We start from the raw sequence: 15,499 nt of genomic DNA on the forward strand, positions 1-15,499 counted from the left end.
GTTCGGGGAGGTTGATAGTATGAAGTCTAGGATATTAGTTTGGTCGGTTATTATGCTGTTCTTCATCTTTCCACAAGGTTTTGCATCTGCTGAAAAAAATAACAGTGATAAAGTGCCGGCCGAAAATGTTGTAGAAGAACGCTATCATACTGTCCTTGAAAAGTGGGAAAAGGAAGGAATTAAGGGCGCCTCAAAATTTGAGGTGTCTGTTCCTTCAGTAAATACTGCTAGTCTAGATCAACAGAATCTTTTGCCGGAATCAAAGAGCAAAGGATATGGGGATAGTGTTTTCTATTGGCATAATCAGCAATCAATTTCATATGAAGTTAATGTTCCAGAGGATGGGTTATACGAGCTTTCTTTCGATTATTATCCATTAGGCAATGAGGTTGTTCCAATAGAGGGCTCAATCCTGGTGAATGGTGAATTTCCTTTTTATGAAAGCAGGAGAATTGTCTTTCCAGTTACCTGGAAAAATAAACAAAAAACTTTTGCAAAAGACAGATTTGGGAATGATATTATCCCAGAACAATTAACCGTTAAAAACTGGAATAGTGTTAAGGCTGAAGATGCAAGTCAGCTGCAGCCTTCGCCATTAAAGTATTATTTGAAGAAGGGAAAAAACACAATTGAACTTTCCAACCTTCGGGGAGAAATGCTGGTTGGAAAAATAGAAGTTACCTCTCTTTCAAAGTCTATTTCTTATATTGAGTATTTAGAAAGCAATAAAAATAAAAAGCTAGTAAATGATTTAATTATAAATGAGGCTGAAAGGAATTATACAAAGAATAGTTCCTACATCAGGCCATTTGCTTCCACTGACGCATCCTCTGTGCCGAGTGATCCTAAGTATTTATTATTAAATTCACTTGGCGGTGACTCTTGGAATACAAGCGGACAAGCAGTGAATTGGAACGTGAAAGTCGAAAAAGATGGATTTTACCAGCTAACTTTTAAAGTTCAACAGAATAAACAAACTGGCGCACCGGTATTTCGAAAATTGTTAATTGACGGTGTGACTCCTTTTGCTGAAGTATCACCCTTTAAAATTGATTTTAATAAAAAGTGGTCCAATCTCACTCTCAGCGATAAAAAGGGAGAACCATATTTATTCTATTTAACAAAGGGGCAACACGTTATTAGTTTAGAAGCTGATGCTTCACCAGTAGAAAGAGTAATCAATACAACCAATGAGGTTATGAAAGAAATTGAAGAGTTATCTCTTTCTATTAAAAAACTAACAGGAAATCAAACTGACCGCTCCCGCGGCTGGAAAATAAGTGAATTTATTCCGGATATAGAACAGCGTGTTATTAAGTGGGCCGACATACTAGAAGAAGAAAATGACTATTTAGCAACCTTGAGTAAATCCGAACAAAGTTCAAAAGAAATGGTTTCACTTCAAATGGCTGTTAAGAAACTAATGACGTTAAGTGAAGAACCAGATGAAATTCCAAATAGGTTGACAGAACTATCTGAAGGTTCTTCTTCAGTAGCGCAATTGCTTGGGAACCTGTTAGTGGATTTACCGAAACAACCATTATTAATTGATCGTTTTTATGTTCATGGAAAACAAGAATTGCCATCTGAGGAGATTGGTTTTTTCAAAAAATCATGGGATGCAATGGAACGATTTATTCTATCATTTACATCTGGAAATTATTCAGTATCAAATAATGATGATAAAACGATTGAGGTATGGGTGAACCATTCACGCCAATACGTAGAGCTTATCCAAAATTTAGCTGATCGGACCTTTACACCAGAATCAGGAATATCTGTTAAGTTTTCAATTATGCCAGAAGAACAAAAATTAGTACTGGCTAATGCAGCTAATAAACAGCCTGATGTTGCTCTTGGAATAAGCAACTGGCTGCCATACGAATTAGCAATCCGTGATGCAGCAGTAGATTTGCATCAATTCGAAGATTTTGAAGAATATAGCAAACAGTTTTCACCAGGAGCGTTTTTACCTTTAATGATTGAGGACTCGGTATATGCTCTTCCGGAAACACAGGATTTCTATGTTCAGTTTTATCGAAAAGATATCCTTGATGCTTTGAATCTTCCTGTACCGGATACCTGGGATGATGTGATTAGTATTTTACCTGAGTTACAACGATTTGGGATGAATTACTACACACCTATTTCAGGATCTGCAGCGTTTAAACCGTTTCAAACAACCGCTCCTTTTATTTATCAATTCCATGGAGACCTTTATGAAAAGGATGGAATGAAGACAGCGATTGGAAGTGAGGAAGCGCTAAAGGGTATTCAATTCATGGCGGATCTAAATACCATCTATAGCTTGCCCCTTCAGGTTCCTAATTTCTACAATCACTTTAGGTATGGAACACTGCCGATTGGAATCGCAAACTTTTCAACCTATGTCCAATTGACAGCAGCAGCACCTGAAATTGCAGGATGGTGGGATATCGCACCTCAACCGGGAGTGAAGCAGGAAGATGGAACGATTGAACGCTGGGCGACAGGTTCTGGCCGTTCGGCAATGATTTTTAAAGGTACAAAAGAACCTGAAAAATCATGGGAACTTCTAAAATGGTGGATGTCTGTTGAAACACAATCAGAATTTGCATCTAGTCTGCAAACCCTTTATGGACCAGAATTCATGTGGAATACGGCCAATATTGAGGCATTTGAAAATCTGCCATGGCCAGAAGAACATAAGGAAGAAATTCTAAAGCAATGGGAGTTTTTACAGGAAGTACCGAAAACACCTGGCACTTACATGATAGAACGTGAGTTAAGTAACATCTGGAATCGGATTGTTTTCGATGGGGAAAATACGAGATCTGCGGTTGATGACTCAATCATAGCCATTGATAGAGAGATGAGCCGCAAAATGGAGGAGTTTGGCTATATGAAAAATGGAAAAATGATTAAGCCGTATCCAATCCCTACCATTGAACAAGTAGAAAGTTGGGCAGGCGAAGAAAATGACAAAAAATAAACGAGACTTTAGTCAATGGATTTTTCTTGGTCCATATATACTCTTATTTTCAGCTTTTATCGTTATTCCTGTAGGTGCAGCCATACTATTGTCCTTTACCTACTTCAATGCCATTGAAGCACCAACTTTCATTGGGTTAAGTAATTATGTAAGCTTAATTACTCAAGATGAAGTTTTTATGCAAAAGATTGTTCCGAATACTCTAACATTTGCTTTAATAGTTGGTCCGGGGGGATATATACTTTCGTTTATCCTTGCCTGGGCTTTGGCTCAGGTTCCTAAAAAAATAAGGACCATTCTAGCATTAATTATTTATTCTCCTTCCATGACCGCTGGTGTTGCAATGGCTGTGGTATGGACCATTATCTTTAGTGGAGATCAAACAGGATATTTAAATAGTATGCTAATTACTATGGGATTATTGTTAGAGCCGATTCAATGGCTGCAATCGCCTGAATATTTAATGAAAATCATGATTCTTGTTACCCTTTGGGGCAGTATGGGTGTAGGATTTTTGGCGATGCTGTCGGGGGTACTTAACATCAATAGTGAAATTTATGAAGCAGGTTATATTGATGGGATCAAGAACCGTTTTCAAGAGGTTATCTACATTACGATCCCATCCATGAGACCGCAAATGCTGTTTGGTGCCGTTATGGCTGTAGTAGGAACATTTCAGGCGGGTGCCATTGGGGTTGCTCTTTCTGGGGCAAACCCTACACCACAGTATTCAGGTCAATTGATGGTAAACCATTTAGAAGACTTTGGCTTCATCCGCTACGAAATGGGTTATGCAGCAGCGATATCGGTTGTACTATTAATCGTTGTATATGCATTCTCTAAAGTGGCTTGGAGGCTGTTTGGAGAAAAGGACTAACAACTAGGAGTGAATTGTATGTCAGCCTTTCATGGAACAAAAATGAATCCATCAAAGTTTCATAAAAGCCAAATAAAGTTTCTTGCTTTTTTAATTCCGTTGGCAGTATTTATGGCTTTACCAATTGTTTATATATTTTTCCATGCATTCAAACCAATTGATGAGCTGTTTGCCTACCCGCCGCGTTTTTTCGTTGAAAAGCCTACCTTGCAAAATTTTGCTGACTTGTTTGGACAAGCAAATGCGTCTGGGGTGCCTATGTCCCGGTATTTATTTAATAGTATTGTTATTACGCTGATCGTAGTCTTATTAACTATTATTATTAGTACGATGGCTGGATACGCTTTATCAAAGAAAGAATTCAAATTAAAAAAGACTATATTTGAGATTAATACTCTTGCATTAATGTTTGTTCCTGCAGCAGTTGCAATCCCAAGATACTTATTAATAGAAGAATTAGGATTAATTAATAACTTTTTAGTTCATATTCTTCCTTTGTTAGCCATGCCGATTGGTCTGTTTTTAGTTAAGCAGTTTATCGATCAAATACCTAATGAATTAATTGAAGCTGCCAAATTAGATGGAGCGTCGGATCTACACATTTTCACAAAAATTATTATCCCATTAGTAAAGCCTGCTATTGCAACCATTGCGATATTATCGTTCCAGTTAGTTTGGAATAGTGTTGAAAGTTCCACATTTTATGTAAATGATGAAGGACTCAAAACCTTTTCTTTCTATATGTCGACTCTAACTGCACAGGCTTCAGGAAATGTTGTTGCCGGACAGGGCATGGCAGCTGCTGCTTCATTAATCATGTTCGTTCCGAACTTAATTATTTTTATCATACTTCAAAGTCAAGTTATGAATACAATGGCGCATTCAGGAATTAAGTAACAGATAGGGGGAGGGACATGCAGCATTTTATTAGAGTTGTTTTGTGCATAGTTTTATTATTAATGCTTCCCTTACAATCAATTGCATTTGCTTCTGCTCCATATAAGACAGAAACATTATCATCTGATGGGGGATTAATTGAAACACAAACAGCATTTACACCTCTTGGTGAGTTTTTATCGGGAGAAGAGGTGGTAAATCCTGAAGATATTTTTTCTGATGCAAATGGATATATTTATATAGTCGATTCTGGAACTAAAAAAGTTATTATGGCTGATGAAAATGGAAATATTCATGCACGAATTGGAGAAGGTGTACTTGAGAAACCGACAGGGGTATTCGTTGACGAGACCGGCGATATTTTTGTAGCAGATTATGCAAAAGAGAAGGTTTTTCGTTTTAATTCAGGCGGGGAGCTTAAGGCTGAATACGGTAAACCAGATTCACCACTTTTTGGAAAAAAATCTCCATATAAACCACAAAAGGTTGGAGTGGACCGCCGTGGAAATCTTTATGTTATTAGTGAAGGTTCAACGAATGGAATCATTCAGCTTAGTCAAGATGGTTCATTCTTAGGTTATTACGGTGTAAATAATACTGAGATTAGCTTTAAGTCATTTATCCAGAATTTAATCACTACAGAAACTCAGAAATCTAAAATGTTTATGAAAACTCCACCGGCTCCAGATAATATTGCACTTGATAAACAGGGACTTATATATTCTGTGACGGAAGGAACTGAAAACGAGGTAATCAAAAAACTAAATGTTGCCGGAAAGAATATGCTCGACCCATTTATCTCTTGGGATTCAACCTATCAAGATATCACGGTTGATAAAGATGGGAACATTTTTACCTTAAACAGTACTGGAGAAATTCATGAATTTGATAGTTTCGGAAATTTGTTGTTTGTGTTTGGCGGGACAGATGATGGTTCAAACCGCCTGGGATTATTTAAACAACCGACTGGGATTACCATTGACCGAAATGGCAAGCTTTACATAACTGATAAAGAGCGCGGTATGATTACAGTCTTGGCGGCAACTGCTTTTGCAGGTCAAGTTCATAAAGGAATTGCTTTATTTAAAGAAGGATTATATGTAGAAAGTCAACAATACTGGGAATCAGTCTTGGAATTAAACTCTTCTTTTGGACTTGCCCATACAGCAATGGGAAAATCCTATTATAAACAGCAAAACTTTGACAAAGCTTTAGAAGAATATAAATTTGCTGAGGATGTTTATGGTTATTCAGATGCTTTCTGGGAAGTCCGGCAAGCATGGATGCAGGAAAACCTAAGTTCCGTTTTGCTCATCCTTATCGGATTAATGATAATCTATTATTTTATTAAATACCTGGATAAAAAGAGAAAAATATTAGATTTACCGAGAAACAAATGGAATGAATGGAAGAAGCGAAAGCTTTTGTCAGAATTACTATTTTTATTTAAATTTTTCAAGCATCCCATTGACAGTTTTTATTATTTAAAACGGAAACAGTATGCTACGGTTTTGTCTGCAACCATTCTTTATATCCTTTTATTCATTGAATATTTAATAGCAAAATTCCAAACGGGATTTATCTTCTCGTACCATGGACTTGGGGACCAAAGTTTACTAGTAGAAATTTTAATCGTTTTTGTTCCGCTGCTGCTATTTATATTGATTAACTATATGGTAAGTACCATTAATGATGGAGAAGGAAGATTTAAGGATATTTATATTGGGACGATCTATTCTCTTGCTCCTTATCTCGTGTTCATTATTCCTATTACCGTAATATCTAATGTTCTAACTTATAATGAATCGTTTATTTACATTTTCTCCATCCGTATTATTTACGTCTGGTGTTTAATCATTCTGTTTATCATGATTCAGGAAATTCACAATTACACCTTCTCAGAAACGGTGCGGAATATCTTTGTTACTTTGTTCGGAATGATCATAATGATTCTTGTTGTTTTCATTGTATTTGTATTATTTGACCAAGTTTATGACTTTGTCTATTCCATCATAAAGGAGGTTATGATGCGTGTATAGGATACTACTTATAGCCCTTACCATTATGCTTATGCCCATTCATGCAATTGCGGATTCGACTAATAAATCAAATTCGGAACAACCTTCTGTATTAAATGATATTGATCATAATGAAATGAAATATACTTCTGCTCAATTTACTAAACCGGAAAAAGCAAACGAACACCAAATGAAACCCTCACCATCTTTCGAAGGCTTTGAAAAAGCAGCGGAAAATGAGAACTTAGTCCTTTACGTAAATAAAGAATCTCTCGCTTTAAAAATTCAGGATAAACAAACCCAATATGTTTGGAACACCGGAGTCGATCATCCTGAAAACTACCGGATTAATAAGACATGGGAAGAAATGATCCAGTCCGCTATTACAGTGGAATACGCTGACCGTAAAGGGAAGGTAAGAAGCGAGAGCATATTGACAAACAACTCCAAGCCTAAAATTGAAATGACCAAAAATGGTTTTAGTGCCAAAGTGTTTATGAATCAAGCGAAGGTTAGCTTTCAATTAAATGTAGAATTAGAGGATGATAGTTTACAAGTTTCTATTCCACAAGAAAAGATTGAAGAAAACAAGCGTACAAAGCTGATTTCAATAAAGGTTTACCCGTTCCTAGGGGCGGTTAACGAGAATGATTTGAATGGATACATGTTTTTGCCAGATGGCAGCGGTGCATTAATTCGATATGAGAAGAGCGGAAAAAAAGCAGATACTCCATTTGTTGGCTCAATCTTTGGAAAAGATGAAAGCTTTATGAAAACTGTAAAAGTCAATGAAAAAGTGTATCCAGTCCAACAAATCAAGATGCCTGTTTTCGGAGCTGTACATGGTGTAAAACAAAATGCTTTCCTAACTGTTATTGAAGATGGATATACTTACGGTGATATCTTGGCTTACCCAGCGGGGGTTTCGACTGATTTTAACTGGATATCTTCACAGTTTCATTATCGGAAAGAATATTACCAGCCGACAAGTAAGAGCATGAATGGAATTAATGTATATCAAGAAAATGCAAATAACGTTGATATAAAACTCCGTTATATGTTCCTAAGAGATAGAGATGCAGATTATGTTGGTATGGCTAAAAGATATCAAAAGTACTTAGAAGAAAAGAATCAATTAAAAAAACAAGATGACAAAGCACAAGTACGACTTGAAATTCTCGGCGGAGAAGTAAAGGATGGATTAATTTGGGATTCTGTCATTCGGATGACAGAAATTAACCAAATCCCACAATTCACCAAAGAGTTGAAAAAAAATGATGTGGATAATATGTTTGTTGTTTATAAAGGGTGGTCAAAGGGAGGTTTAACTGGAACACTGCCTTCTAAATTTCCAATTGAGAAAAAGCTGGGTAATAAAAATGATGTATTTGATACTACCGCTGCATTAAAAAAGGACAACATCCCACTCTATTTTTATACTGACTATACAAAAGCCTATGAAGGAGCATCTGGATACTCAGGCAGTAAGGATGTAGCGAAGAAAATAAGTTCAGAAACGATTTCACACTTAGAAGGTGAAGAGAAAGTATTTTATCTGTCTCCTTCGAAATCTTTGGAGATGGCTAAGGATGATATCCATGATTATAGTAAAAATGGGATATCCAATCTTGCCGTAGATTCAACTGGCTTCACACTGTTTTCAGATTATAATAAGAGTTCGTCTTCGGATCGGATGCAAACGATTAATACTTATAATGATCTGGTTCATGAATTTAACAAAAAGCTGGGGAATGTTGCACTATATGAGCCAAATGTATATGCCTGGAACCAGACAGATCGTTATTTGGACATCCCGATGTACTCATCCAGCTATGCATTCGAAACAGATACCGTTCCTTTCTTACAAATCGTTTTAAAGGGGTATATACCTTATTTCGCGCCATATTCCAATTTCAATGCTAATCCTGAGGAGGATGTGCTTAGAATGATTGAATATGGAGCTTATCCGTCTTTCTTATTAACCGATCAACCGTCACATTTATTGAAGAAAACACCATCAAAAGGTGTTTATACTTCTGAATTTGATCTTTGGAAAGATGAGATTGTTGAACAATATAAGAAGATTGAAGAGAGTCTTGGGCAAGTAGAAGGTGCAGCAATTACAGCAAGGGAAGTAACGAAAGCTGGAGTTGTCGAAATGTCATATTCAAATGGAAAGATGATTATTGTCAACTATACTGACTCACCATACAGTGCACATGGAACCCAGGTCCAGGCGCAAGACTTTGCAGTGATTGAAAGGGGGGAATAGCGGTGAAAGGTTTAAAGGCGAAAAATAGTTTAGTAGGACTGTTATTTGTTTCACCATGGATCATTGGGTTTTTAATTTTTACCGCATTTCCTCTATTATATTCTTTATTTTTAAGCTTTCAAAAGGTGAAGATTACAACAAGTGGAATTCAAACTGAGTTTATTAAATTTGAAAACTTTCAATATGCCTTTGTTGTCGATGCTATCTTTACTGAACGATTAACGAAGTACCTAGAGGAAATGATCATATCCGTTCCCATTATCATTGTCTTTTCATTGATTATTGCTCTCTTGCTTAACCAAAAGGTAAAATTCCGAGGAATGTTCCGAACGATTTTTTTCCTCCCTGTAATTATTGCCAGCGGTCCAGTAATGAAGGAACTGATCGACCAAGGAATTACGACGATACCAACGATCGAGAAATATGCAATCTATCAAGCTCTGATAGATAGTCCTGATGGTTTTTTTAATGGAATTTTGCTTTATTTAATAAAAAACTTAATCATGATTCTTTGGTTTTCTGGAGTGCAAATTTTGATTTTCCTCGCAGCATTACAAAAGATGGATAAGCAGATTTATGAAGCGGCAAAGATTGATGGCGCCTCAAATTGGGAATCATTCTGGAAAGTCACACTTCCAAGTATATTCCCAATGATTATTGTTAACACGATTTATACAATTGTTATGTATTCGATATTTTCTTTGAATCCGATTATTGAGCATATCCAGACAAACATGTTTAAAGTTGATACTGGTTTTGGATATGCATCGGCACTGTCCTGGATTTACTTTCTCATAATTGCACTTGCACTCGTTATTAGTGTAGGAGCTATGACGTTAAAGGGGAAGAAAAATTACAATTAAAAAGGAAGGGTTCAAAGTGCAAAAATCAAAAACACAGCAGCTTGATAAATATTACTTGAAAACGAAAAGGTTTTTTCTTGGAATGCAAGGGACTGACGGTTTGCTCTTTAAAGTCTTAGTATATGGATTATTAATTGGAATTGGGTTTGTTTACTTGTTCCCAGTGATTTATATGGGGGTATACAGTTTCAAAAGTTTGGATGATCTTCTAAACCCTATGGTCAATTGGATTCCTACCCAGTTTTATTTAGAAAATTATACGAAGGCTAATCATGTACTTAATTTCTTTTCAACACTCATGGAAACATTATATGTAACGATTCTTCCTGCTATAGCACAGACGGCTGTTGCAGCCGTTATTGGCTATGGGTTAGCACGATTTGAATTCCGCGGCAAAAAGGTTATATTTGTGCTAGTGCTTGCGACTTTTATCATTCCTCCACAGGTTACGATGATTCCAAGATATCTATTATTCAATGAATTGAATATTCTTGGAAGTCTAAAGGCATTTATGCTGCCCGCTTCTTTTGGACAGGGATTGAACAGTGCCATATTTATCTTGATATTTTATCAATTTTTTAAAATGGTACCGAAAGCACTTGAAGAAGCTGCACAAATTGATGGAGCAGGACATTTACGAATATTCTTTACCATTGCTCTTCCGATGGCGGTTCCAGCCATTATTATTTCGTTTTTATTTTCGTTTGTATGGTATTGGAATGAAACATATCTTGCGGCGATTTACTTTGGCGATGTGCTTACTACTTTGCCGCTGCAGTTACAAAAGTTTGTTGCTACCTATGAAAAAATGTTCCCAGCTGAAATGGGGCTGGATGGAAATCAATTGAATGAAGGAATTAAGATGGCTGGGACGATTCTTTCGATTCTTCCATTACTGGTTGTTTACTTTATTACTCAACGTTGGTTTGTTGAAGGAGTAGACCGTTCAGGTATTACAGGTGAATAAAACTATAGGGTGGATTTACCACCCTTTACTATTGTTATAGAACGAAATTGGTGAAAGGCATGGTGCGTTATGATTGAAATTAAAAATAAACAAATCATTATCGATGGTAAGCCTCAAATCATTATGTGCGGGGAAATTCATTATTACCGTCTTGACCGAAATGAGTGGCAAGACAGGATTGATAAATTAAAACTTTCTGGTTGTAATGCAGTCGCGACATATGTTCCATGGCTTCTTCATGAACCAGTTGAAGGGGAAGTAGATCTACAAGGGAAAACTCGTCCCGAGTTAGATTTAGAAGGGTTCATAGACCTTTGTGAAGAAAACGATTTATACTTTTTTGTAAGGCCAGGTCCATTTATTATGGCAGAAATGAAAAACGAAGGTGTTCCATACTGGGTTTATGAAAAACATCCGGAAATCATACCAATAGCATGGGATCGTAAGCCTGCTACAACTCCTACTCTGGATTATAATGCTCCTGGATTTTTGCAAGAGGTCCGAAATTGGTACGAAGCTGTAATGAAAATTGTTACACCTAGATTGCATACCAACGGCGGAAACATCATTGCATTCCAACTTGATAATGAAATTGGGATGCTTTCCTGGGTAAGTAATTGTCCTGATTTAACCGATTTTGTCCTTGGAGAATTCTCTAAATGGTTAAGTAATCAGTATGAAGAAGAAGTACTAAATTCAAGATATCCGTTTAATCTAAATGATCCAGAAATTAGAAATAATGCAATTCGTTCACCAAAAGAGGAATATGCGGCAGAACTAATGAAGGATCTCGGTTACTATATGAGACATCGATTTGCGCAATATGTAGCTGCACTTAGAGGATATGCAGAAGAGTTTGGCGTAAAAGACATCCCATTTGTTGTAAATATTCATGGAACAGGTGCAGGACGCGGATTTAGTTTTCCGATTGGAATCAGTCAGCTTTATGAATCTTATACACAAGCCCCTGGTTATTTATCAGGTTCTGATATTTATTTCGGTGATTTAGATATCGTGAGCTTCCAAGACTTATATATCATCAATGGTTTCATGGATGCAGTTCATAATCCAGATCAACCTTTAACTTCAGTGGAATTCAACTGCGGTGATGGTAATTTTGGAAATAACCTTGGTTCACGCTATGATGTATCGGCTGCTGATTTTAAAACGAGAATGTGTATTGCTCAAGGAAATCGTTTACTGAACTATTACTTATTAACTGGGGGAAGAAATTATCGTCTAGATAATAAGGTTGGAGATGGAAACGATAGAATTGCGAGCACCGGAGAACGCCATGGATTTGCTGCTCCAATCAGCCCTGAAGGAGAGCTTAATTATACTTTTCCACGTATGGCGAGGGCAATCAAAACGATGATGGCAGTTTCAGACAAAATAGCTGTTATGGATGAAGAACGCGATGATGTTGCATTTGCGTTTATCCCTGATTATTACATGACAGAGTACCGTTATCCACAAAGTGAAAAGATGAGAGAAATTCTAACAAACATTGAATCTATTCGTGCTAGAGGTTCATGGGAGATTATGGGTAAATCAATGCTCCTTTCAGGCTATCGATTCGGGTCTGTTGATATTCAGAATAAGACTTTATCAGCGAAAGAAACACCTGTATTGGCGCTTCCTTCCGCAAGATACATGGATAGTGAAATTCAACGAAAACTTGTCGATTATTTGGATGAAGGCGGCGGAATCTTCCTGTATGGTGAAGTTCCACAGTACGATATGGAAGGGAAACCCTGCACAATTCTTGCCGATGCCTTTGGTGTCAAACCAAAAGGAATCTATAGAGATACACATAGACATTTTCTGTCTGTTTACGCTGATAACTGGGCTGCGCCACGACCTGAAGTTAGAAGTCATTTTGCTCAAACCTTTGAAATAGGTCAAGCTGCACCAATATTACGGGTCTATGAAAATGATGAAGTTTGCGCATTCGATGTAACCGTAGGAAAAGGACGGGCAATCGTAATGGCAAATGCATACCCTTGTGATATCGCGTTATTTAAAGAAGGCTTTGAAAAGCTGGGTGCAAAAGCTAGGCTGACACACGATTGTAAGGAACATGGGATATTTATGACATCTACCTCTAATCATGAAGGTGAGAAATTTATTCATATCCTTAACCTTGACGGATTTGAGAAGGAATTTAAAGTATATGAAAATGGTGAAGCTTTGTTTGGTGGTAAATCGATTACACTTCAGAGCAAAGATGGAGTGATGTTACCTGTCAATCTATTGGTTAATGAAAGTAAGATTGTATACTCCACTGCCGAAATTACAAAAATTACAGAAGAAAGTATTCAGTTCCGTTTAACACAATGTCAAGATGTTATTGCTTTTGAAACAACTAAGGAAATTGAGCCTAATGAGAACTATTCCGTAGTGAAGATAGGGGAAATAACTCTGGTTAATAGTCATAAACATGCTAAAGTTGATGACGATCTAACCATCTATTTCAAGAATGTGAAAGGAGTTATGTAATGACTTTAGTTACAGACTTTTATAAGCAACTTCCAGCTAATGTGAAAGATTTTTTCGATCGACAGTATCATGATTCGTATGCGTTGTTTGAGGCCTCTCGTCACCCAAGAACTGGTTTATATGCTGATGCCTATATGACGTTTGGCGAAAATCCTGATTTCCGTTGCTCTATTGCAGCTACAGGGGTTGGGTTAATCAGTCTTGCTATAGCGGATATGGAAGGATGGGATGACAAAGCAGGGGAGAAAGCATTGCTTACTTTGCAGGCTTGTCTCGGAGAAGTGGAAGGCTGCAAAGTAGCACGTGACGCTTCAACCGGATTTTTTGCACATTTCGTCGATATGGAGACAGGTGAAAACCTTCACTCGGAAATATCAACAATTGATACCTCCTTATTGGTCGCGGGAGCACTATTTGCAGGGCAGCATTTTAAAGACAAGGATCCAGTTATTGCTGAACTGGCGCAAAAACTTTTAAAATCTATCGACTGGCGTGTAGTTGTTAATGATAAAGAGAAGGGTGTCATCAACATGGTGGTGAAGGATGGAAAAGGCACACTTCCACTTCCTGCTTATAACGAGTACGTAATCGTTTCATATCTTGCTTTATTGTGTCAGCCTGAAGACCAGGATATCCAAGATTTATGGAATAATAATTTCGCGGAAGAAGAAATCAATAATTTACCGCAAATCCATTATCGTGATATTCCTGTTCTTACAGATCATGATGCAAGAGCATTCTTGTCATCCTTTGTACATCAATTTCCATTTTATCTTGTTCCAGAATATGCAACTAGTCCGACCTATCGAGAGTTTTATGAGAATGCTTGTATGGCAGATCGATTAAAATGGAAGGAATTAAGTGATGTCGGGTCATATGTATGGGGTTATGGAGCAGGTCCAAATGATGGTTTGCACGGAGGCTACCATGCAGATAAGATAAATGATTCACCACATGATATTGCTTCTGCCTATATTGTAGCAGGTTTTTTACCAGTATATCCTGCTGGAATTTATGATTTATATGCCTTATATAAACTTCATATTCCGTACGATGTCTACACGAATCCGAATAATCCGGAAGATGAGGAAAAGTTTAGAGCAGCCTATAAGTATGGTTTACATCGATACTCATGGTGGCATCTTGAGCAGCCAAATCGCTGGTACCCAACGAAGGTTACGCTGATTGACTGGAGTTCCATGCTGTATGGATTAACTGCTTTTAAGCGGGGTATGTCCTTCTTTACAGAACGGCTTGTAAAATAATTTATATTCGTTTCACAAATACAATGACTTATATAAATTGCGATGGGAGACTGACATGGACTTTATTTATGAAGATGATAAGCTTGCCGTCGACGTTGTCAAGGCAATCCACACGGGTGATGTCACATCATTGAAATGTCTGCTTGCTGAAAATCCTAATCTAGTCAATGCGAGAATTGTAGGAAGAGATTATGATGAAAAGTGTAGCAGCCTTGGAATGTCACGTACTCTGCTCCATATTGTTACAGACTGGCCAGGTCACTTTCCGAATGGTGCAACAACAGTCGGAGTTTTGGTTCGTGCCGGTGCTGAGGTGAACGCTCGATTTACTGGTCCGCACACCGAAACACCGCTTCACTGGGCTTCAAGCAGTGATGACATTGAAGTGATTGACGCTCTTCTAGAAGCCGGTGCTGACATTGAAGCTCCTGGTGCTGTTATCGCCGGTGGTACGCCGCTCGACGATGCGGTGGCATTCGGGCAGTGGAATGCAGCAAAGAGATTAGTCGCTTGTGGTGCAAAGACTAAGCTTTGGCATGCTGCTGCGCTCGGATTATTGAGTAAGGTAAAAGAATACTTTATTGGAAGTGTCATACCCACTTCAAACGAGGTTACCCAAGCCTTTTGGTGTGCGTGTCATGGAGGGCAGAAGAATACTGCTGAATACCTTCTTGAGCACGATGCTGATATTAATTGGGTAGGGTACGACAAGCTTACCCCTCTCGATGCAGCACGTCGCAGTAATGCCCGCGAATTAGTTGAGTTGCTGCGGAGTCGGGGGGCAAATTCCGCCAGTGATCTAGGATGATTAATTTGATAGTTTTTCAAAATCTTCAACTAAAGAAGCAGGAACGTCAATCAGCGTTCCTG

At 37.7% G+C, this 15,499-nt stretch carries 10 protein-coding genes; all 10 read left to right on the plus strand.

What is annotated here, in order from left to right; all coding sequences use genetic code 11:
* The first annotated feature begins 19 nt into the window (after positions 1 to 19).
* Positions 20 to 2,971 carry an extracellular solute-binding protein gene (locus SFC47_RS16805; RefSeq protein WP_411255457.1) on the plus strand — a complete coding sequence of 984 codons (2,952 nt, stop codon included), beginning with the start codon at positions 20 to 22 and terminating at the stop codon, positions 2,969 to 2,971.
* A complete protein-coding gene (locus SFC47_RS16810) occupies positions 2,958 to 3,848 on the plus strand; it encodes a carbohydrate ABC transporter permease (protein ID WP_411255458.1) in 891 nt (296 codons plus the stop codon). The genes SFC47_RS16805 and SFC47_RS16810 overlap by 14 nt, the downstream gene beginning before the upstream one ends.
* A gap of 18 nt (positions 3,849 to 3,866) precedes the next feature.
* Positions 3,867 to 4,745, plus strand: a complete 879-nt coding sequence (locus SFC47_RS16815) for a carbohydrate ABC transporter permease (protein ID WP_411255459.1) — start codon at positions 3,867 to 3,869, stop codon at positions 4,743 to 4,745.
* Positions 4,746 to 4,762: 17 nt separating this feature from the next.
* Entirely contained in the window at positions 4,763 to 6,784 is a 2,022-nt protein-coding gene (locus SFC47_RS16820; RefSeq protein ID WP_411255460.1) for a YIP1 family protein, read from the plus strand.
* Entirely contained in the window at positions 6,777 to 9,035 is a 2,259-nt protein-coding gene (locus tag SFC47_RS16825; protein ID WP_411255461.1) for a DUF5696 domain-containing protein, read from the plus strand. The genes SFC47_RS16820 and SFC47_RS16825 overlap by 8 nt, the downstream gene beginning before the upstream one ends.
* Before the next feature lie 2 nt (positions 9,036 to 9,037).
* Positions 9,038 to 9,898 (plus strand): carbohydrate ABC transporter permease, encoded by an 861-nt coding sequence (locus tag SFC47_RS16830; RefSeq protein ID WP_411255462.1) that lies wholly within the window; start codon positions 9,038 to 9,040, stop codon positions 9,896 to 9,898.
* A 16-nt stretch (positions 9,899 to 9,914) separates the two neighbouring features.
* Positions 9,915 to 10,865 (plus strand): carbohydrate ABC transporter permease, encoded by a 951-nt coding sequence (locus SFC47_RS16835; RefSeq protein ID WP_411255463.1) that lies wholly within the window; start codon positions 9,915 to 9,917, stop codon positions 10,863 to 10,865.
* 69 nt (positions 10,866 to 10,934) lie between these two features.
* Positions 10,935 to 13,364, plus strand: a complete 2,430-nt coding sequence (locus SFC47_RS16840; RefSeq protein ID WP_411255464.1) for a beta-galactosidase — start codon at positions 10,935 to 10,937, stop codon at positions 13,362 to 13,364.
* Positions 13,364 to 14,629 (plus strand): hypothetical protein, encoded by a 1,266-nt coding sequence (locus SFC47_RS16845; protein WP_411255465.1) that lies wholly within the window; start codon positions 13,364 to 13,366, stop codon positions 14,627 to 14,629. Before SFC47_RS16840 ends, SFC47_RS16845 begins: the two co-directional genes overlap by 1 nt.
* Positions 14,630 to 14,666: 37 nt before the next feature.
* The gene (locus SFC47_RS16850) at positions 14,667 to 15,437 is read left to right on the plus strand and encodes an ankyrin repeat domain-containing protein (RefSeq protein WP_411255466.1); all 771 of its coding nucleotides are present in this window, start codon (positions 14,667 to 14,669) and stop codon (positions 15,435 to 15,437) included.
* Positions 15,438 to 15,499 lie beyond the last annotated feature (62 nt).

Origin of the sequence: Neobacillus niacini, from assembly GCF_046591715.1 — a bacterium.
Taxonomy (GTDB): Bacteria; Bacillota; Bacilli; order Bacillales; family Cytobacillaceae; genus Neobacillus; species Neobacillus niacini_L.